This window comes from Saccharomonospora cyanea NA-134 (assembly GCF_000244975.1).
GTDB classification, from domain to species: domain Bacteria; phylum Actinomycetota; class Actinomycetes; order Mycobacteriales; family Pseudonocardiaceae; genus Saccharomonospora; species Saccharomonospora cyanea.
In genome coordinates this window covers 1007936-1027291 of the sequence record NZ_CM001440.1, presented here as the reverse complement: position 1 = coordinate 1027291, position 19356 = coordinate 1007936, and the positions used below count along the sequence as shown (strand labels likewise).

Below are 19356 nucleotides of genomic sequence, written 5' to 3'. Positions count from 1 at the left end.
CACTCCCGCGCGTCGGCTCACCGAGGAGCGAGTCGTTGCCGCAGTTCCCGTTTGAGGATCTTGCCGGAGGCGTTGCGGGGCAGGTCGTCGACGAAGTGGATCGCCTTCGGCACCTTGAAGCCCGACAGGGAGGCCTTGGCGTGGGCGAGGAGTTCGTCGGCGCTCACGTCGCCCTTGGGCACGACGACGGCGGTGATCGCCTCGATCCAGCGGTCGTCGGGCAGACCCACGACGGCGACCTCCGCCACCCCGGGATGCGTGTAGAGCGCGTCCTCCACCTCTCGCGACGCCACGAGCACGCCTCCGGTGTTGATGACGTCCTTGATGCGGTCGACGACGTAGAGGTAACCCTCCTCATCGACCCGTACCAGGTCACCGGAGTGAAACCAGCCGTCGCGGAACGCCTCCTCGGTCTCCTCCGGCTTGTTCCAGTAGCCCGTCGCGAGCTGCGGCGAGCGGTACACGATCTCGCCCTGCTCGCCCGGTGCGACGTCGTTGCCGTCCGGGTCCACCACCCGAGCCTCCACGAACAGCACCGGCCTGCCCGCCGAGTCGGGGCGCTCCTCGTGTTCCTCGGGGCGCAGCACGGTGGCCAGCGGCGCGATCTCCGACTGACCGAAGCAGTTGTAGAAGCCGAGTTGCGGCCACGCTTCGCGCAACCGGTTCAGCACGGGCACCGGCATGATCGACGCACCGTAGTACGCCTTGCGCAACGCCGACAGGTCGCGGTGGGCGAAGTCGGCGTGGTTGGCCAGCGCGACCCACAGTGTGGGCGCGGCGAAGAACGCGCCGTGCCGGTCGTCGGCGAGTCTGCGCAGGATCTCCGTGGGGTCGGGGGTCTCCAACACCGTGTTGGTGGCGCCCACGGCGAGCCAAGGAACCAAGAACACGTGAAGCTGGGCGCTGTGGTAGAGCGGCATCACGTGCAGGGGCGCGTCGTCGGCCGACAGATCGAGGCTCACCACGCAGGACAGGTACTCGTGCACCAGCGCGCGGTGGGTCATCATGGCGCCCTTGGGCCGGGACGTGGTGCCGGAGGTGTAGAGAAGCTGGACGAGGTCGGTGTCGGACACCTCCACGTCCAGGACCGGAAGCTCGCCCTCGCGGGCGACGTCGAGGAGGCTGCCGTCGGCGTCGCGCAACGCCACGACCCGTTCCGGCTCCGCCGAGGTCTCGGCCACGCGTTCCGCGAGGGAAGGGTCGGCGAGGACCACCCGGCTGCCCGACTGCTCCAGCAGGTAGGCCAGCTCGTCGCCGGTGAGGTTGTAGTTCACGGGCACGTGCACCAGACCCGCCCGCGCACACGCGAGGAAGCCGATCAGGAAGGCGTCGGAGTTCTTCCCGTAGGCGGCCACGCGGTCGCCGCGTTCCAGCCCGAGGGAGAGCAGGTGTGCGGCGGCCCGGGTCACCGCCGCGTCGAGTCCGGCGTACGTCCACTCTCGACCGGCGAACCGCAGGGCGATCCGCTCGGGATGGCGCGCGGCACTACGGCGCAGGATGTCGGCAACGGTGCTGGAGCGGACAGGCGGCATCGGCGTCCTCCGGTGGGGCAGTGAGTGTGTCCGCCATTACACGCGACGCAGCCGTGGATGTCGAGAGGCGGCAGCCGCACCGAGCGGGACGACGGAGGCCACCACGGCGGGCCACATCGGACCGGGCAGCCAGGCCAGAGCCGCGACCGCTGTCACGGTCGCGACGGCCACGAGCCCGCTGCGGGTGAACCAGGCGAGCGCCGTCCCGCCGACGAGCAGGACCGCGGCGCCCGTGGGCAACAGCGTCGACGCCCCGAGGAACGCGAGCGCGGCGGACAGCGCCGCGCACACCGCTCCGCCGAGCCACCGGCCGCGTCCCTGTCCCAGCCGCGCCCACCCACCGGCCAGCACGGCGAGGCCGAGGAGCAACGCCGGGACGGTGAGCGGGTCCTCGGTGTGAGTGGCACCCGCCGCCACGCACCCGATGCCGAGCACGAACACGAGAGGCACGGCGAGACCTGTCCCCATGACCTGCCACCACGGCCACGCTCTCCGGTACCAGAACAACAGCGCGAGCCAGCAGGCGAGGGCCGCGTACAACCAGTACTCGTGGGAAGCCCGGGGCACGACCTGGAGGGGGCTGGTGGACAGGAACTGCGTACCGGGCCCCTCGCCCGTACCCGTCAGGACACTGACATACGCGGTTCGTCCGAACGACTCGCCGATGGCGACCGGCACCAGGGTGGGCGCGACGAGTGTCTCGACCACGCTGCCCAGCACGACGGCTCCCAGTGCCACCAGCGGGAACCACACATCACGGCGCACGTCGGTGGATGTCATAGGGACGGGAGCCGATCAGACGGCGCTGCGTGCCTCATGCGATACGCGTACATCCACTCCCGACCGGCGAACAGCCCCGAGCCGGGACGGCAAGGGACGACGGAAACGGTGTTGCGGTGAGTGGGCGGCATCGGTGCTCTCCGATCGGGCGACAAGGCGAGTCGATCATGACACGGAACACAGGCGGGAGTCCGGAGGTGATCGCTGTGCTCCGAGAACGCTGCGCTCCGAGGAGACAGCAACGATGTCCGAGACCAACGCGGACATCGAAGACCGTTCTCCGTGTCCGATCGTGTCCTCTCCGCTACCTTCGCGGGTGATTCCCTTCGCGGAAGCCGTGTCTCCCGGCCAGGCGTCCGGGAGGACTTTCGTGAAGGAACTCGACTCCGCGAACGAGGTGGACGGATGGACACGTTCGGCCGACGTCTACGCAGGTTGCGCGAACAGGCGGGGCTCTCCCAGTCTCAGCTCGCGCGCATGGTGCCGATCTCGCAATCGAGTCTGTCCCGCTACGAAGCCGACCGGCAAACCGTCGCCCGTGACCTCGCCGAACGGCTCGACGAACTGGTCCACGCGGACGGCGCGCTGCTCGGCCTGTTCCGCCGGATCGACACAGCCGAGACCGCGGGCAGCGTGCGCGTGCTGGACGCGGCTGCTGTAGCCGCCTTCGAACACACCCCCGATCTGGCCGCACTCATCGCGGACCGCACCGCCCAGTTCCGTCGGCTCGACGACTTCGTGGGCGGCCGCGAACTGTATCCGTCGGTGCGTCGCTCGTTCGAAGCCGCGTCCGAAGCATGCCGCGACGACACCACCGCGCTTCCTGATCTGTCCGAGCTCGGACAGATCGCGGGCTGGGTCGCCTCCGACGCCGGCCGCACAACTGATGCGGCACACCTCTATCTCACCGCGGCGAAGGCAGGCGAGGCGGCCGGTCGCCTCGACCTCGGCGCCTCAGCGCTGTCGAGCCTCGCCTACCAGCTCGCCAACTCGTCGGCCGTTCCAGATCGGGCAGAGGCAGTGCTGCTCGCGTCCGCGGTCGTCAACCGGGCGGACGGTGTCGGGCGGGCACTGCTACTCGAACGACTCGCGTGGGCGCACGCCCGCATCGGGGATGTCGCGGCCACGTTGCGTGTCCTCGACGAGGTGGACGAGGTGTTCGACGACGCCCGTGAGCCCGCCCCTCCGTGGGCGTACTGGCTCGACCAAGACGAGATCAACGTCATGCGAGGACGGTGCATGGTCGAGTTGAATCGACCGTCCTTGGTGATCAAGCTGCTCAGCGAGGCGCTCAGCCGGTACGACCCCACGCGAGTGAGGGAGCGCGGCCTGTACACGACCTATCTCGCGGAGGCCCTCGTCAAAGAGGGTGACGTTACGGAGGCCCTGCGGCTGCTCGACGACATGCCGCAGGCGGAAAGCGCTCGCCTGCAAGCGCGACTCGATGCACTCGCATAACCACGGGGCCATGCGCATGGCGCAACCCCTTCCCCTGACGACGCTGCCGACCCGATGCTGCCCACATGAGCTGGAGCAGCGGGAGTTGCAGAGCACCCGGCCACGGCCGCGCAAGGCGACACCGCAGAACACGGGGACGGCGAGCGATGATCCTCCGCGACCGCGAGCTGCTGGTGCGCATGTCGAAGGTGAACCGCTGCCTCGGCATCGTGGTGGCCGAGGCGATGGCGCGGCAGCACGACGGCGGACTTCCCCCTCAGCCGCTCCGCGAGATCGGGCAGGCCCTGCGCTCCCTCGCCGACGACCTGATCACCCGGGCTGAGGAGATCGAGTCGCGGCTGGCCATCGAGGTGGCCCCACAGTGCTGACCGACTCCCCCGTCACCGTCCTCGACCACGCCCCCGACGACACCACCGAACGAACCACTCAGCTCTTCCTCGCCCCGTGGCAGTGGCCCACCCGCGACCCCGACGAGACGGTGCTCGACGAAGCCCGACGTGCCCTTCGGCAGCGGCGAACACCCTCGCTCCCGCTCCTGCGGCGTGTCCTCGCGGGACTTCGCGCCCTGGCGGCCCGCCGCTGCGGACTGTGTCACACCGAACCCGTCGCCCGCCCCGACCAGCGCGCCGACACCGTCGACGGCCGCTTCTGCGCGGGCTGCATCGAACGCTGCCTCACCGACACCGACCGCCGCCACTGGTGTCCCGTCGACGCGCTGGGCAGAGGAGCCGCCCCGCGCATCGGCTCCTGCCGCACCACGACCCTCACCGGAGCGGCACCCGACGTGAGCCACCGCCTGGACAACCCACTCGGCGGGTCGGGAAATGAGCAGGGACTCCGCAGGTCATCACCGCCGGACGACTTTTCTCCTCAAAAGCGATGAGTTCTCCCGGCCCGAGGTGTCTCACCATCGTCCGAACAACGCGGGAGGAACACGTGGCTCAACTGCTGAAGGTCCAGAACTTCAACGTCTCGAGTGACGGGATCGGGGCCGGGGAGGACCAAACCCTCGAAAGGCCCTTCGGCCATGTCGATCCGGGAAATCTGTTCGCCTGGGCCGGTGCCACAGCGAGTTGGCCCAACCGCACCGATCCCGGGGGAAGCCGGGGCCTCGACGACTACTTCACCCGGGACTTCGCCCACAACATCGGTGCCGAGATCATGGGCCGCAACAAGTTCGGCCCCCAGCGGGGGCCATGGCGCGACCACGAGTGGCGCGGCTGGTGGGGCGACGAACCCCCGTTCCACACCCCCGTGTTCGTCATGACCCACCACAAGCGTCCCTCGTTCACGCTCTCCGACACCACGTTCCACTTCGTCGACGGCGATCCGGCCACCGTCCTCGACCAGGCGCGGGAGGCGGCGCAGGGCAAGGACGTCCGGCTCGGCGGCGGGGTCACCACCATCCGGCAGTTCCTCGACGCCGACCTCGTCGACACCATGCACGTGGCGGTCTCGCCGGTGAAGCTCGGCTTCGGGCTGCGACTCTGGGACTCGCCCGAGGAACTGCTCGACCGGTTCCACCTCGAAGTCGTGCCCAGCCCGAGCGGCGTGACACACCACCTGTTCTGGCGGAGGTGACCGAAGGCCCACGCCGGGAGGTCAGCACGACCGGTGTGGGCGTTGCGGCGACTGCTCGTGCGGTTCGAGGGCGGCACCCGGCCGGACAGGGGGACGCCGCCGGCGAACCCTGCCGGTCGGGACATCGGCGCGGGAACCGATCCCTCACGCCGTGGCGGCGATCTTCGCGCTGCCCAGTACCACGTCACCGGCGTCGGCGTCCGGCCGGTACAACACCACGACCTGTCCGGGCGCGACCCCGCGCAACGGCTCCCGCAGCTCCACGACCACCCGGCCGTCCACCGCCTCGGCCACCGCCGGAGCGGTGCTGCCGTGAGCCCGTACCTGGGCGACACACTCGGTGGGCCCGGAAAGCGGCGTCTCGCTCGGCCAGATCGGCCGGTCCGCCTCGATGCGGTTCACCGCCAGTTCGCGGGACGAGCCGACCTTCACGGTGCCGGACACGGGCTCCAGCGACAGCACGTACCGGGGCCTGCCGTCGGGCGCGGGCGCGTCGATGCCGAGACCCTTGCGCTGGCCGATCGTGAACCCGTGCACTCCGGTGTGCCTGCCCAGCACAGCTCCCGTCTCGGCGTCGACGAGGTCGCCGGGGCGCTGGCCGAGCCGCTTCTCCAGAAACGACTTCGTGTCGCCGTCCGGGATGAAGCAGATGTCGTGGCTGTCGGGCTTGGCCGCGACGGGCAGGCCGCGCTCGGCGGCCTCGGCCCGCACGTCGGACTTCACCGAGTCACCGAGCGGGAACATCGCATGGCGGAGCTGCTCCGGCGTGAGCGACGCGAGGACGTAGGACTGGTCCTTGCCCTCGTCGGCGCTGCGGCGCAGCTCCGGCACACCGTCCACGACGGACAGTCGTGCGTAGTGACCGGTGCACACGGCGTCGAAGCCCAGCGCCACCGCCTTCTCCAGCAGCGCCTCGAACTTGATCTTCTCGTTGCAGGTCACGCACGGGTTGGGCGTGCGCCCGGCGGCGTACTCGCCGACGAAGGTCTCCACGACCTCCTCGGTGAACCGCTCGGCGAAGTCCCAGACGTAGAACGGGATGCCGAGGATGTCGGCGGCACGTCGCGCGTCGTGGGCGTCCTCGATGGTGCAGCAGCCGCGCGCACCCGTGCGCAGCGTGCCCGGTTTGGCCGACAAAGCCAGGTGCACGCCGACCACGTCGTGGCCCGCCTCGACGGCCCTCGCGGCGGCGACCGCCGAATCCACTCCCCCGCTCATCGCGGCCAGTACCCGCACCGCCTACACCTCCTGATCGCTTCGCGTCTTGCGCATGCCGGACAGCCCCGCCTGCCGCGCCCTGGCCACCACGCCGCCGATCTCGGCCGCGAGCGCGTCGACGTCGGCCTGGGTCGAGCAGTGCCCGAGCGAGAACCGCAGCGAACTGCGGGCCGACGCGGCGTCGGCGCCCATCGCCAGCAGCACGTGACTGGGCTCGGCCACGCCCGCCGTGCACGCCGAGCCGGTGGAGCACTCGATGCCCTTCGCGTCGAGCAGCATCAGGAGGCTGTCTCCGGCGCAGCCGGGGAACGTCAGGTGCACGATGCCGGGCAGCCGGTCGGCGGCGTCCTGCGGGGGGCCGTTCAGCACCACGTCGGCGACCTCGGCACGCACGGCGGCGACGAGGTCGTCGCGGAGCTTGACCAGCCGTGCGGCGTGCTCGGGCCTGCGCTCCACGGCGAGGCTCACGGCGGTGGCCAACGCGTGGATTCCGGGCACGTCCAGCGTTCCCGACCGCACCTCGCGTTCCTGGCCGCCACCGTGCAGCAACGGTGTGCACGCCACGTCGCGTCGCAGCAACAGGGCTCCGACGCCGTACGGGCCGCCGAGCTTGTGCCCGGTGAGGGTGAGGGCGGCGGCGCCGCTCGCGGCGAAGTCCACCTCCACGGCCCCCACCGCCTGCACGGCGTCGGTGTGCAGCGGCACCCCGTACTCGGCGCACACGGCGGCCAGTTCCGGCACCGGGTTCACGGCACCGACCTCGTTGTTCGCCCACATCACCGTGGCCAGCGCCACGTCGTCGGGGTTCTCCTCGACGGCCGCGCGCAGCACGTCGGGTCGCAGACGGCCGTGCTGGTCGACCTCCAGCCACGTGACCTCGGCGCCCTCACGGTCGGCGAGCCACTGCACGGCGTCGAGCACGGCGTGGTGCTCCACAGCGCTCGCGAGCACGCGGCGGCGCCGCGGATCGGCCTGGCGACGTGCCCAGAAGATGCCCTTGACGGCGAGGTTGTCGCTCTCGGTGCCGCCCGCCGTGAAGATCACTTCCGACGGCCGCGCACCCACGGCCTCGGCGATCGCCTCCCTGGCCTCCTCGACCACCCGGCGGGCTCTGCGCCCCGACGAGTGCAGCGACGATGCGTTGCCCAGCGTGGACAGCGCGTCGGTCATGGCCGCGAGGGCCTCCGGCACCATCGGCGTGGTGGCCGCGTGGTCGAGGTATGTCATCGCTTTCCAGGGTAGTCGCGTCCGGAAAACCGCGATGACCGCACTGCTCACGGCAGGCTCGGCTCGACGCCCTCCACCTTCAGCCCCCGCCCGGAGAGCACGGCGCCCAGCACCGCGACGGCGACGAGCGCCACGGCGAGCACGGTGACGCCCGTCGCCGGGTCGCTCGCGCCGCCCGCCACACCGAGCAGTACTCCGCCCGCACCGATCGTGAGCGCCGAGCTGATCCAGTCGCCGAGCTGCGTGGCGGACGTGTTGAACCCCCGCTCCGCCACCGGGGACAGGCGCAGCAACAGCACCGAGAGCGAAGGGAGCCCGATGCCCATGCCCGCGCCGCCGAACGCCGACGCCGCGAACGCGGCCCACGCCGGCGCCCCGCCCCAGGCCACGAGCGCGAACAGCGCGAGCCCGACCGCCACGAGGACGAAACCGGCCCGCAGCAGCGCCGCCCTTCCCCACTCGGGATGCCTGCCCTGGACGGCCGACGCCGCGGACCAGCTCAGCGCGCCCACCGTCAGGGGCAGCCCGGCGAGCGCGGCGTTGTAGCCGTGCACCTGCGACATGGTCAGCGGCAGGTACGCCTCCATCCCGGCGAACGCCCCGCCGAGCAGGGCCCTGCCCGCCACCACGGTCGGCAGCCCCGGCCTCGCCCGGAGCGTGCCGTGGGGCAGCAGTCTCCGCAGCGACACCGCCATCACCACCAGCGCCACCGCGCCGTAGCCGAGGGCGACCGGCGAGGGATGCTGGGCGGCCCAGGTCAGGGCCGCCACCGCGATCGCCACGGCCACCGCCGACGGAATGCCCGCCCTCCTCGCCGCCGGGTCGGGAACGTGGGCGGGCAACCCGCGGACCACCGGAACTAGCAACCCGATGCCCAGCAACATCAGCGGGACGAGCCCGAGGAACACCCAGCGCCACCCCACGGTCTCGGTCACGAGCCCGGCGATCGACGGACCCACGATGGCGGGCAGCACCCACGCCGCCGCGTTGGCCGCGTAGATCACCGGCCGTTCCCGATCGTCGTAGGTGAGCGCGATGAGCAGCGACGTCGCCACCATGAGCGCCCCGGTGCCGAAACCCTGGAGTGCCCTGCCCACGAGCAGCACCTCCATGGTCGGCGCGGCCCCAGCCGCCACCAGACCGGCGAGGAAGATCCACGGGGCGACGAGCAGCGACGGCGTGGGACCACGGCGGTCACACACCCTCCCGGACAGCACCGTGGCGGCGACGCTCGCGACGAGGAAGGCCGTGAACGGCCAGGAGTACAACTCCCCGCCGTCCAGATCGGCGACCATGGTGGGCATCGCGGTGGCCACGCCCATGCTCTCGAACGCCAGCAGGGTGATGACCAGCAGCAGTCCCGCCGTGGTCAGCCGGTGCTCCGGTGTCCAGAGCACCCCGCGGCGCCGCTGTTCGGTGTGTGTCATGGGCATCACCCTGCAACCTCCAGCTAGGTCGATTTCCAGAGGTCTGTGACGCAGAATGGTGCTCGTGCTCAGAACGATCGACTGGGACACCGACGCCGTGGTGATCATCGACCAGACCGCGCTCCCCGGCCGGCTCCGCACGCTCCGGCTGGACACGGTCGACGCACTGGTCGAGGCCATTCGGCGGCTCGCGGTGCGCGGGGCTCCCGCCCTCGGCGCGGCGGGAGCGCTCGGCGTGGCCCTGACGGCCCGCGAGCACGGTACGGCCTCGGCCGAGGCACTCGCGACCGTGCGCGCCGAGGCCGACCGCATCGCGTGCGCCCGGCCCACGGCCGTGAACCTGCGCCACGGTGTGGAACGCGCGCTCGCTCTCCTGGAACACGGCCCCGACGCCGTGCTGGCGGACGCGCTGGCGATGCTCGACGAGGACGAGCGCATCAACCGCGCGGCCTCGCGACACGCCGCCGACCTGCTGCTGCGCCGGTGTCCCGACCGCCCGCTGCGAGTGCTGACCCACTGCAACACCGGGCGGCTGGCCACGGTCGCGTGGGGCACCGCCCTCGGCACCGTCCGGCATCTCCACGCCGACGGCCGCCTGGATGTCGTGCTCGCCGACGAGACCCGGCCGCTGTTGCAGGGGTCCCGCCTGACGGCGTGGGAGCTCGCGGACGAGGGGGTCCCGTGCCGCGTGCTGCCCGACTCGGCGGCGGCCGCGGCGATGGCGCGGGGCATGGTGGACTGCGTGGTCGTCGGGGCCGACCGGGTGGCGGCGAACGGTGACACGGCCAACAAGATCGGCACCTACGGGCTCGCGGTGGTCGCCGCCCACCACGACCTGCCGTTCGTCGTCGTCGCCACCGAATCCACTGTGGACCGCAGCCTGCCCGACGGCTCCGGGATCGTGGTGGAGGAACGCGGTGGTGAGGAGATCACCCACCTCGCGGGGATTCCGGTGGCTCCCGAGGGCACGGCCGTGTTCAACCCCGCCTTCGACGTCACGCCGGTGGAGCTGGTGACGGCCGTGGTCACCGAGAACGGCGTCCTCGCCGAGGGACGTCCCCGAAAACCCGTCGAGGGCACACGCCTGACCCGCTAACGTCCCGGGCATGACCTCCCCGCCGCTGCGGCCGGTGCTCGCCGAGCTCTCCCTGGAGCACCTGCCGACCACGCAGTTCACCAGCGGATCGCTGCCCGTCCACGCCGTCGGCGACGAGCTGGTGTTGAAGTTCTACCCGGCGGAGGAGGCCGCCGAGGCCCGCGTCGAGTCGGCCGCGCTCACCACGCTGGACGGCCGCCTGTCCGTGTCGACTCCGAGCCTGGAGGCCACCGGGACCTCCGAGGGTTGGCACTACGTCCTCATGCGCCGGGTTCCCGGCCTGGGCCTGGACACGGTGTGGGACACGCTGTCCGAGGACGAACGGCGACAGGTGTGTGAACGCGTGGGCGCCGTGGCGGCCGAGCTGCACGCGGTGCCGGAGCGGCCGGGTGCGCTCGCTCACGACTGGGCCGCCTTCGTCAGGGGCCGGCGCGAGGTCGTCATGGACTACCACCGTCGGCAGGAGCTGCCCGCGGCCTGGCTGGACCTGGTCCCGGCGTTCCTCGATGACGTGGACCTCTCCACCGCGTCACCGGTCTTCCTGCACACCGAACTGCTGCGCGAGCACGTGCTGGTGCGCCACGACGGCAGGCGGTGGACGGTCTCGGGGCTCATCGACTTCGAACCCTCGATGCTCGGCGCGGCCGAGTACGAGTTCGTGGCTGCGTCGGTGTACCTGGCGGGCGGCGATCCGGTGCGGTGGCGGAGTTTCCTGCGCGGTTACGGACACACCGCCGCGCATCCCGGCGAGGAGTTCGCCCGCCGCTGCCTGGCGTACACGGTGCTGCACCGGTACTCGTCGCTGCGCCGGTACCTGACGTGGATGCCCGTGCCCGACGAACCCTCCCTGGACGAGCTCGCCCGGCTCTGGTTCGGCTGAGCGGCCCGTGTCCGGCCGATCCCGGCCTCGGGACCGCCCGGTCATGGGAGGATGGGCGGATGCGGCAGATCGACACCGACCGGAGCCTCGCCAAGGCCATCCTTGACGAGCTGCGGGGCGCGATCGTCAGCGGGGAACTCGTTCCGGGAACGCTGTACTCGGTGCGTGAGCTGGCCGCTCGGCTCGGTGTGTCGCGCACCCCGGTGCGGGAGGCGCTGATCCAGCTCGCCCAACGCGGCATGGTGCGTTTCGAACGCAACCGCGGCATTCGCGTGCTGCAGACCTCGCTGCACGACCTGGAGGAGGTCTTCGCGATCCGGCTGCTGCTGGAGGTGCCCGCCGCGTTCCGTGCCACGAGCCAGAAACCGCCGGGGCTCGTCGCGGACCTCCACGCGCATCTCGACGCGATGCGCCGGGCCGCCGACGAGCACGACGAAGCCGCGTTCATGCTGGCCGACCGCAGGTTCCACGAGGCCGTCAACACCGCGTCGGGCAACCTGCGGCTGGCCCGCTACGTCGACTCGCTGCGCGACATGGTGTTCCTGCGTGGCACCTCCACTGTGGACCGCAGCCGGGGGCTGGCCGACATCCTGGCCGAGCACGAGCACATCGCCGCGTGCATCGAGGAGGGCGACGCCCACGAGGCCGCCGAGGCCATGCGGCGGCACCTGCTCACCACGGCGCGGCTCCTCATCGCGCAGGAGTCGGCCGAGTCCGGCGAGCCCGTGCCCCCGGTGTCCTACGACTGGACGCGCCTGTCCGGCTGACCGAAGTCCGGCCGACGACCTGTGCGAGCAAGCCGCTTGACGAGTGGCATGCCACATGCCACGCTCGGAGACCCAGTCGCTCACCGGGGAGAGGCCATGGCCACCTACCTGCACGAGACCGTGTTCACCTGGGGCGCGACCCCGCTGAAGTTCGGCGCGGGCGCCGTCGACGAGATCGGACACGACCTCGCGCAGCAGGGCGCCGAGCGGGTGCTGATCGTCACCGATCCCGGCGTCGCGGCCACCGGTGTCCCCCACCGCGTCGCCGAGGCGGCCCGCGCGGGCGGCCTCACGGTGGAGGTGTACGACGGCGTGCACGTCGAGCCCACCGACGCGAGCGTCCTGGAGGCCGTCGAGTTCGCCCGGCAGTCGACGTGGGACGGTTTCGTCGGCGTCGGCGGAGGATCGGCCATCGACACAGCCAAGGCCGTCAACCTGCTCACGACCCATCCCGCCGACCTGTTCGACTACGTGAACGAACCGATCGGCGCCGCCAAGGCCCCACCCGGACCGCTCAAGCCGCTCGTCGCCGTACCCACCACGGCGGGAACCGGTTCGGAGACCACGCCGGTGTGCATCATGGACTTCTGCGAACTCAAGGTGAAGTCCGGCATCAGTCACCCGTCCCTGCGGCCGGACCTGGCCGTCATCGACCCGCTGCTGACCCTGTCCATGCCGCCGAGGGTCACCGCCGCCAGCGGTATGGACGTGCTGTGCCACGCCCTGGAGTCCTACACCGCGCGGCCGTTCCACTCCTTCCCCCGGCACACGCCAGCCACCCGCGTCGCCTACAACGGCGCGAACCCGATCTCCGACACCTGGACCGAGAAGGCGCTGCACCTGCTCGCGAGGTCGTTCCGCAAGGCGGTGTTGAACGGCGGCGACCTCGACGCGCGCACGGACATGATGCTGGCCGCCACGTTCGCGGGTATGGGTTTCGGCAACGCGGGCGTGCACATCCCCCACGCCTGCGCGTATCCGATCGCGGGGCGCGTGCGCGAGTACCGGCCCGCCGACTACCCGCAGGACGAGCCGCTGGTGCCCCACGGCGAGTCGGTCGCCCTCACCGCGCCGGCCGCCTTCCGGTTCACCTTCCCCACCGATCCGGCCAAGCACCTGCACGCCGCGCGCATCCTCGACCCGGCGGCGCCCGAACAACGCGACCCGCGTGAGCAACTGCCGTCGGCGTTGACCTCGCTCATGCGCGACATCGGTGTCCCCAACGGACTCGGTGGTGTGGGCTACGGACGTTCGGACGTTGCCACGCTCGTGGACGGCGCGCTGAAGCAGCAGCGCCTGCTGACCGTCGCGCCCCGCGCGGTGGGCGAGGACGACCTCGAAGGCATCCTCACCGACTCGCTGGAGAACTGGTGACCGTCCGGCCCACGCTCGCCGAGGACCTGGCCCGCGCCGTCTCGGGCGAGGTGGACGACAGCCCCTCCGCGCGGGCGATGTTCAGCATGGACGCGTCGAACTACCGGCACGTGCCGTCGGCCGTCGTGTTCCCCCGCACCGCCGACGACGTGGCGGCCACCCTGCGCGTCGCCCGTGCGCACGGCGTCCCGGTGACGGCGCGAGGTGCGGGCACCGGCATCGGCGGGCAGGCCCTCGGCGAGGGTGTGGTGCTCGACTACAGCCGCCACCTGAACCGGGTCCTGGAGATCGACCCCGAACGCCGTGTCGCACGCGTGGAGCCGGGGGTCGTGCTCGACACGTTGCGCGCCGCCGCCGCGGAGCACGGACTGACGTTCGGGCCGGACCCCTCCACGCACAGCCGCTGCACGCTCGGCGGGATGCTCGGCAACGACGCGTGTGGTTCGCACTCGGTGGCGTGGGGCCGCACCGCCGACAACGTCGTGTCGCTGGAGGTGGTGACCGGGGACGGGGCCCGGTTGTCCGTCGGCCCCGGCGACCGCGTCACCGGCGAGCCCGCGGGCCGCGCGGCGGAGATCCGCGCCGCACTGCGAGACCTCGCCCAGCGCAACCTCGCCGTGCTGCGCACCGGATTTCCCTCCCTGCCGAGGAGAGTGTCCGGATACGCGCTCGACAACCTCCTGCCGGAGAACGGCTTCGACATCGCCAGGGCACTCGTGGGCACCGAGGGCACGTGCGTGCTGCTGACGCAGGCCACCGTGCGGCTCGTGCCCTCACCCCGGGCCCGGGCGCTGGTGGTGGCGGGGTTCGCCGACGACGTCGCCGCGGCCGACGCCGCTCCCCAGGTACTGCCGCACCGGCCGCTCACGGTGGAGGGCATGGGCGCCGACCTGGTGGAGGCCCTCCTCTCACACGGCCGTCGTCCCGCGGCGCTCGGCGAACTACCCGCCGGACGCGGCTGGTTGTTCGTCGAGGTCGGCGGGGACGATGCCGACGAGGCACGCCGGAACGCGAAAGCCCTGGCAGCGGCACTGGCCCGCGAGACCAGTGCCGCGACGTCGGTGACCACCGACCCGGCGCGGCAGCGGCAGCTGTGGTCCATCCGCGAGTCCGCCGCGGGCATCGCCACTCGCATGGCCGACGGCTCGGAAGCGTGGCCGGGCTGGGAGGACGCCGCCGTGCCACCGGAACGGCTCGGCTCCTACCTGCGGTCGTTCCGCGCCCTCCTCGCCTCCTACGGGCTGCGGGGCATCCCGTACGGGCACTTCGGCGAAGGCTGCGTGCACGTGCGCATCGACTTCGACCTGCTCACCGACGGCGGCGTGGCGACCTTCCGGAGGTTCCTCACCGACGCCGCCGACCTCGTGGTCGCCCACGGCGGATCGCTGTCGGGCGAACACGGCGACGGGCAGGCCAGGGCGGAGTTGCTGCCCCGGATGTACTCGCCCGAGGTACTGCGCCTGTTCGAGGCCTTCAAGGCCGTCTGGGATCCCGACGACGTGCTGAATCCCGGCAACCTGGTACGGCCTCGCCCCCTCGACGCCGACCTGCGCTTCGCCGGACCGGTGAAGGAACTACCCCTCACCCTGCGCTATCCGCACGACGGCGGCAGTCTGGCCACCGCCACGCGGCGCTGCGTCGGGGTGGGCAAGTGCATCGACACCAGCACCGGCGTCATGTGCCCGAGCTACATGGTGACCCGGCGTGAGGAGCACTCGACGCGCGGCAGGGCGCGGTTGCTGTTCGAGATGCTGCGGGGCGAGACCGTCACCGACGGCTGGGACTCCGAGGATGTCCACGACGCGCTCGACCTGTGCCTGGCGTGCAAGGGCTGCCTCTCCGACTGCCCGGTCAACGTGGACATGGCTTCGTACAAAGCGGAGTTCCTGCACCACCACTACGCGGGCAGGCTGCGCCCCGCGAGCCACTACTCGCTGGGGTTCCTGCCGCTGTGGGCGCGGCTGGCGGCCACCGCGCCCGGCGTGGTCAACACCGCGCTACGGTCGCGCGCGGTTTCCAGCCTGGCGAAGCGGCTCGGCGGCATCACCCCCGAACGCGAGCTGCCCACGTTCGCCCGCACGACGCTGCGGAGGGCGTGGCGCCGCAAACCCCGGCGCGAGCCCGGTGGCCGGCCGCGAGTCGTGCTCTGGCCCGACACGTTCACCGACCACTTCGCACCCGAGATCGGCGTGGCCGCCACTCGCGTGCTGGAGCACGCCGGGTTCGACGTGGTGCTCCCCCGCTCCTCGGTGTGCTGCGGCCTGACGTGGATCTCCACGGGCCAGCTCGGCATCGCACGCCGTGTGCTGCGGCGCACGCTGGACGTGTTGAGCGAGGACATCCAGGCGGGCACGCCGATCGTGGGGCTCGAACCGAGCTGCCTGGCCGTGCTGCGCCACGACGTCCACGACCTGCTCGACACCCCGCCCGTGCCCGCGCTGACACTCGCGGAGTTCCTCGACAGGCACGCGCCGGACGCGGAGTTCGGCTCGCTCGGCGTACGCGCGGTGACGCAGCAGCACTGCCACCAGCACGCGGTGTTCGGCAACGACGCCGACGAGCGGATGCTGCGCAGGGCGGGTGTGGACAACCGCACGCTCGACTCCGGATGCTGCGGGCTGGCGGGCAACTTCGGTGTCGAGCGCGGCCACTACGAGGTGTCGGTGGCGGCGGCGAACCGGGTGCTCGTGCCCGAGCTCGAGGCCACGAGCGCCGAGGACCTCGTGCTCGCCGACGGGTTCAGCTGCCGCACCCAGATCGCCGACCTCACCGGGCGCCGCGCCCTCCACCTGGCGCAGGTACTCGACCGGGCGCTCAGCGCCACCGAAACCCCCTCGATTCCTACCAAAGCATGAGATGTGACTCACAACTTTGCGACAAGTGGGTGTCACAGGGTTGAATCATGGGCAAGGGACCGGTAAAGGACCCCGGTCGTGGATGCAAGGGGGCAGAGGTGCCTCAGGACGGTTATGACACAGATCTGAACCATCGCGAACGCGCGACCCTGCAAGCCGTGGCGCAGGGAGACGCCGAAATCGCCACCGGCTGTGGAACGAACCTCTTCGTAGACGGACTCGCCTGCGCCGATCAGGCCACGGCGCACCGGCTCGTCCAGGCCGGGCTCATCGGCCCCGCCTACGCCGGCGAACCCGGCCAGCGGGTCCCCGCCGTACTCACCGAAGCCGGTGAGCGGGCGCTGGAGAACACCCCCGCCCTCGCCGGCCGCTGACACTCACGCGTCCGCCCCCACGGCGCCGACAGGCCTTCGTGGGGGCGGACGCGTTTCGCCGGACGTATGCCAACTCGGCCTCGCCGCACCTCGGCCGCCGCTACACTGCGGGGTCGAACGGTTCCGCTGCAGCCATCCTGGGGGGCTTGGAGTGGCAGAAGAGTTCAGCGAGCAGGGGCAGGCTTACGAGGGGCCGAGCGGCATGGCTGGGGTCATGCACGCCGCCGCTGCCATGTTCAACACCACGGCCAACGCCACCTCGATGGCATCGGCCAAAGCCGCGGCCTCGGACCTAGTGGACTCCGCGAAGAACGGCGGCTTCCGCGTGAGCAAGGAGAGCGCGGATGAGTTGATCAAGGCGATGTCGAGGTTCGTTGATCGCATCGACGTGATGAAGCATGACCTACTCGTGTTCGACCAACGGCCTCAGCTTGGCAACCATGAGTACGGACAGCGGGTCGCACAGCACATGCACGCCGCCGCCAATGGTCCCGATTCAGCTCGAATGGTTGTTCTACAACTCAAGGAAGTCCTCCAAATGAGCGTCGAAGCGCTGCAAAGAGCCTCCGGACAGTACGAAGAGACGGAATCCAACGTGGTCGAGGCAGTAAAACGAACCGGCCGCTCCGTCTGACCACAGGTGAAGGAAGCAATGACTAGGTCCGTCTCACTCTTGTCAGCCCTCGCTGCGGTAGTGCTTGCAGCCGCTGGTTGCGCCGGTGGAGAGTCCGGTATTGCCCAGACCGAGCCCCAACCGAGCGGTTCTGCGACAGCCACGTCTTCAGGAATCCCTCACACCTCCTCCGACCAGCTCAGCGCATCGGTCGACCCATGTGCCGTGATCGAACCGACGGAGGACCTCCAGCAGTACGGGAATTTCTCCCCTCGGCAAGATTCAAGCAAAGATATGGCGGAGGCAAGAGTCTGTTCCTGGCAGAAGGAGAAGCAGGACCCTCTTGAAGACGGCCTCGTCATAGGACTCGCAGTGCGCGACGCGCAAAGCATTGACGCGCTGACCGATGTCGGTGGCGGAGTAAACGCAGGGTCGATCAACGGCAGAAAAGCCGCGGAAGCCCCTAACCCCAGCATGGGTGGCTGTACCTTGGCTGTGGCCATCGACGATGATTCCCGTATCGACGTAAACGTAGCCACCGAAGAGGTCAACGCCGCCTGTGACGTCGCTCGGGAGGTCGCCTACCTCGTCGAGCCTCGCCTGCCGAAGGCCTGAGCTCGTACGCGAACTGCAGACACACGCGCGCAGCCTGCGGACACGCGTGCGCAGGCTGCGGACACGGTGTCAGGGGCTCAGGGGCTCACCCGGAAGGCCGGGATTCCCGTCACCGCCTGGCCCACCGACAGGGCGTGCATCTCCTCGGTTCCCTCGTACGTCAATACCGTTTCGAGGTTCGCCGCGTGCCGCATCACCGGGTACTCCAGCGAGATCCCGTTGGCGCCCAGCATCGACCGCGCGGTGCGAGCCACGTCGAGTGCCGCGCGCACGTTGGCGAGCTTGCCGAAACTCACCTGGCTGTGGTGCAGCGCACCGGAGTCCTTCAGCCTGCCGAGTCGCAACGCCACCAGCCCCGCCCGGTTCACCTCCACGACGAGATCGGCCAGCTTGCGCTGCGTGAGCTGGTAGGCCGCCAGCGGCTGCCCGAACTGGGTGCGCGTGGTGGTGTACTCCAACGCCGTCTCGTAACAGGTGCGCGCGGCCCCCACGACGCCGAACACGATGCCGAACCGCGCCTCGTTGAGGCACGACAACGGCCCGCGCAGTCCCGTCACACCGGGCAGGGCGGCGTCCGAGGGCAGCCGCACGCCGTCGAGCACCAGTTCCGCCGTCACCGAGGCCCGAAGCGAAAGCTTGCGGGTGATCTCGTGGGCCGAGAAGCCGGGCGTGTCGGTGGGCACGACGAAACCGCGCACACCGTCGTCGGTCTGAGCCCACACCACGGCGACGTCGGCCACCGTTCCGTTGGTGATCCACATCTTGGTGCCGTCCAGCACCCAGTCGGCACCGTCCCGGCGTGCGCGCGTGCGCATGGACGCCGGGTCACTGCCCGCGTCCGGTTCGGTGAGCCCGAAGCACCCGATCGCCTCCCCCGACGCCAGCGCGGGCAGCCACTGCCGCTTCTGCTCCTCGCTGCCGTAGCGGTGAATGGCGTACATGGCCAGTGACCCCTGCACGGAGACGAAGCTGCGCAGCCCCGAGTCGACGGCCTCCAACTCGCGGCAGGCGACGCCGTACGCGACGGCGGACGAACCCGCGCACCCGTAGTCCGTAAGGTGCATTCCGAGTACGCCCAGTCGGCCGAAACTTTTCGCCAGATCTCGCGCCGGAAGCGTCGCATTTTCGTACCAATCCGCGACATGGGGGCTCAGTTCCGCCTTCGCGAACCGCCGTACCGTATCGCGGATGTCGCGTTCGTCCGCCGTCAGTTCGGCGTCGACGCCGAGGAAATCACCTGGGTCCGAACCGGTCTCAACCATGCCCAAGACCCTACCGCCTCTGACGTTTGCGCAGGTCAGAGCGCTACGCGCGCGGGAAAGCACAACGATGCCGCGATCGTCAATCCCCTCGTGCTGTTGTTCACGTAACACATCGCGACTATTTGGCTAACCGCTGGTTCACATTACTGTCATAAGACCCGGCGATCCCGGAGAACCATTCGTGCGCCGGATCCGCGACGACCACGTGGTCGGATCCACGGACCGCGCAATGCTCTGCCGCCGCACAGCGCCGTGTGGTCACCCGATGTGTCCGCGACCTTCCGCAATGAAGCGCGA

At 70.7% G+C, this 19356-nt stretch carries 18 protein-coding genes; 12 read left to right on the top strand and 6 right to left on the bottom strand.

Annotated elements, in window-relative coordinates:
* Nucleotides 1-17 precede the first annotated feature (17 nt).
* Together SACCYDRAFT_RS04980 and SACCYDRAFT_RS04975 are read right to left on the bottom strand one after the other, a co-directional pair.
* Nucleotides 18-1532, bottom strand: a complete 1515-nt coding sequence (locus SACCYDRAFT_RS04980; RefSeq protein ID WP_005454181.1) for an acyl-CoA synthetase — start codon at nucleotides 1530-1532, stop codon at nucleotides 18-20.
* Between the two features lie 36 nt (nucleotides 1533-1568).
* Nucleotides 1569-2312, bottom strand: coding sequence for a hypothetical protein (locus SACCYDRAFT_RS04975; protein ID WP_005454179.1), 744 nt, complete (start codon nucleotides 2310-2312; stop codon nucleotides 1569-1571).
* Nucleotides 2313-2717: 405 nt separating this feature from the next.
* Here SACCYDRAFT_RS04975 and SACCYDRAFT_RS04970 point away from each other — a divergent pair, with 405 nt between their 5' ends.
* From SACCYDRAFT_RS04970 to SACCYDRAFT_RS04950, 4 genes are all read left to right on the top strand, one after another.
* Nucleotides 2718-3770 carry a helix-turn-helix domain-containing protein gene (locus tag SACCYDRAFT_RS04970; RefSeq protein WP_005454177.1) on the top strand — a complete coding sequence of 351 codons (1053 nt, stop codon included), beginning with the start codon at nucleotides 2718-2720 and terminating at the stop codon, nucleotides 3768-3770.
* A gap of 146 nt (nucleotides 3771-3916) precedes the next feature.
* Nucleotides 3917-4138 (top strand): hypothetical protein, encoded by a 222-nt coding sequence (locus tag SACCYDRAFT_RS04965; RefSeq protein ID WP_005454175.1) that lies wholly within the window; start codon nucleotides 3917-3919, stop codon nucleotides 4136-4138.
* On the top strand, nucleotides 4132-4653 hold the full coding sequence (locus tag SACCYDRAFT_RS26580) for a hypothetical protein (protein WP_005454172.1): 522 nt from the start codon (nucleotides 4132-4134) through the stop codon (nucleotides 4651-4653). Before SACCYDRAFT_RS04965 ends, SACCYDRAFT_RS26580 begins: the two co-directional genes overlap by 7 nt.
* Before the next feature lie 53 nt (nucleotides 4654-4706).
* Nucleotides 4707-5351, top strand: a complete 645-nt coding sequence (locus SACCYDRAFT_RS04950) for a dihydrofolate reductase family protein (protein WP_005454170.1) — start codon at nucleotides 4707-4709, stop codon at nucleotides 5349-5351.
* A gap of 144 nt (nucleotides 5352-5495) precedes the next feature.
* Here SACCYDRAFT_RS04950 and mnmA read toward each other — a convergent pair whose 3' ends face one another.
* The 3 genes from mnmA to SACCYDRAFT_RS04935 are packed head-to-tail and all read right to left on the bottom strand — an operon-like array spanning nucleotide 5496 to nucleotide 9229.
* Nucleotides 5496-6587 (bottom strand): tRNA 2-thiouridine(34) synthase MnmA, encoded by a 1092-nt coding sequence (mnmA, locus tag SACCYDRAFT_RS04945; RefSeq protein WP_005454169.1) that lies wholly within the window; start codon nucleotides 6585-6587, stop codon nucleotides 5496-5498.
* Nucleotides 6588-6590: 3 nt separating this feature from the next.
* Entirely contained in the window at nucleotides 6591-7796 is a 1206-nt protein-coding gene (locus SACCYDRAFT_RS04940; protein WP_005454167.1) for a cysteine desulfurase family protein, read from the bottom strand.
* 47 nt (nucleotides 7797-7843) lie between these two features.
* Nucleotides 7844-9229, bottom strand: a complete 1386-nt coding sequence (locus tag SACCYDRAFT_RS04935; protein ID WP_005454165.1) for an MFS transporter — start codon at nucleotides 9227-9229, stop codon at nucleotides 7844-7846.
* A 49-nt stretch (nucleotides 9230-9278) separates the two neighbouring features.
* On the opposite strand from SACCYDRAFT_RS04935, the gene mtnA reads away from it, so the two are divergent.
* The 8 genes from mtnA (at nucleotide 9279) to SACCYDRAFT_RS25695 (ending at nucleotide 17797) form a co-directional block, all read left to right on the top strand.
* Entirely contained in the window at nucleotides 9279-10319 is a 1041-nt protein-coding gene (mtnA, locus tag SACCYDRAFT_RS04930; RefSeq protein WP_005454163.1) for an S-methyl-5-thioribose-1-phosphate isomerase, read from the top strand.
* Nucleotides 10320-10329: 10 nt separating this feature from the next.
* Nucleotides 10330-11199 carry a phosphotransferase family protein gene (locus SACCYDRAFT_RS04925; protein ID WP_005454161.1) on the top strand — a complete coding sequence of 290 codons (870 nt, stop codon included), beginning with the start codon at nucleotides 10330-10332 and terminating at the stop codon, nucleotides 11197-11199.
* Between the two features lie 59 nt (nucleotides 11200-11258).
* The gene (locus tag SACCYDRAFT_RS04920; RefSeq protein WP_005454159.1) at nucleotides 11259-11966 is read left to right on the top strand and encodes a GntR family transcriptional regulator; all 708 of its coding nucleotides are present in this window, start codon (nucleotides 11259-11261) and stop codon (nucleotides 11964-11966) included.
* Between the two features lie 96 nt (nucleotides 11967-12062).
* Complete coding sequence (locus tag SACCYDRAFT_RS04915) at nucleotides 12063-13340, top strand: hydroxyacid-oxoacid transhydrogenase (RefSeq protein ID WP_005454157.1); 1278 nt, start codon at nucleotides 12063-12065, stop codon at nucleotides 13338-13340.
* Nucleotides 13337-16195 (top strand): FAD-binding and (Fe-S)-binding domain-containing protein, encoded by a 2859-nt coding sequence (locus SACCYDRAFT_RS04910; protein WP_005454155.1) that lies wholly within the window; start codon nucleotides 13337-13339, stop codon nucleotides 16193-16195. The genes SACCYDRAFT_RS04915 and SACCYDRAFT_RS04910 overlap by 4 nt, the downstream gene beginning before the upstream one ends.
* Before the next feature lie 47 nt (nucleotides 16196-16242).
* Nucleotides 16243-16569 (top strand): hypothetical protein, encoded by a 327-nt coding sequence (locus tag SACCYDRAFT_RS04905; protein ID WP_005454153.1) that lies wholly within the window; start codon nucleotides 16243-16245, stop codon nucleotides 16567-16569.
* Nucleotides 16570-16720: 151 nt separating this feature from the next.
* A complete protein-coding gene (locus SACCYDRAFT_RS04900) occupies nucleotides 16721-17203 on the top strand; it encodes a hypothetical protein (RefSeq protein ID WP_005454151.1) in 483 nt (160 codons plus the stop codon).
* Nucleotides 17204-17221: 18 nt separating this feature from the next.
* The gene (locus SACCYDRAFT_RS25695) at nucleotides 17222-17797 is read left to right on the top strand and encodes a DUF3558 domain-containing protein (RefSeq protein WP_083844729.1); all 576 of its coding nucleotides are present in this window, start codon (nucleotides 17222-17224) and stop codon (nucleotides 17795-17797) included.
* A gap of 77 nt (nucleotides 17798-17874) precedes the next feature.
* Here the strand turns inward: SACCYDRAFT_RS25695 and SACCYDRAFT_RS04895 are convergent, their stop codons facing one another.
* Entirely contained in the window at nucleotides 17875-19059 is a 1185-nt protein-coding gene (locus SACCYDRAFT_RS04895; protein WP_005454148.1) for an acyl-CoA dehydrogenase family protein, read from the bottom strand.
* Nucleotides 19060-19356: the final 297 nt, after the last annotated feature.

Coding starts and splice junctions, on each gene's coding strand:
- SACCYDRAFT_RS04905 (WP_005454153.1), top strand. CDS start 16,243: ATGGGCAAGGGACCGGTAAAGGACCCCGGTCGTGGATGCAAGGGGGCA.
- SACCYDRAFT_RS04920 (WP_005454159.1), top strand. CDS start 11,259: ATGCGGCAGATCGACACCGACCGGAGCCTCGCCAAGGCCATCCTTGAC.
- SACCYDRAFT_RS04965 (WP_005454175.1), top strand. CDS start 3,917: ATGATCCTCCGCGACCGCGAGCTGCTGGTGCGCATGTCGAAGGTGAAC.
- SACCYDRAFT_RS04970 (WP_005454177.1), top strand. CDS start 2,718: ATGGACACGTTCGGCCGACGTCTACGCAGGTTGCGCGAACAGGCGGGG.
- SACCYDRAFT_RS04895 (WP_005454148.1), bottom strand. CDS start 19,059: ATGGTTGAGACCGGTTCGGACCCAGGTGATTTCCTCGGCGTCGACGCC.
- SACCYDRAFT_RS04935 (WP_005454165.1), bottom strand. CDS start 9,229: ATGCCCATGACACACACCGAACAGCGGCGCCGCGGGGTGCTCTGGACA.
- SACCYDRAFT_RS04975 (WP_005454179.1), bottom strand. CDS start 2,312: ATGACATCCACCGACGTGCGCCGTGATGTGTGGTTCCCGCTGGTGGCA.
- SACCYDRAFT_RS25695 (WP_083844729.1), top strand. CDS start 17,222: ATGACTAGGTCCGTCTCACTCTTGTCAGCCCTCGCTGCGGTAGTGCTT.
- SACCYDRAFT_RS04940 (WP_005454167.1), bottom strand. CDS start 7,796: ATGACATACCTCGACCACGCGGCCACCACGCCGATGGTGCCGGAGGCC.
- SACCYDRAFT_RS04915 (WP_005454157.1), top strand. CDS start 12,063: ATGGCCACCTACCTGCACGAGACCGTGTTCACCTGGGGCGCGACCCCG.
- SACCYDRAFT_RS04980 (WP_005454181.1), bottom strand. CDS start 1,532: ATGCCGCCTGTCCGCTCCAGCACCGTTGCCGACATCCTGCGCCGTAGT.
- SACCYDRAFT_RS04925 (WP_005454161.1), top strand. CDS start 10,330: ATGACCTCCCCGCCGCTGCGGCCGGTGCTCGCCGAGCTCTCCCTGGAG.
- mtnA (WP_005454163.1), top strand. CDS start 9,279: ATGGTGCTCGTGCTCAGAACGATCGACTGGGACACCGACGCCGTGGTG.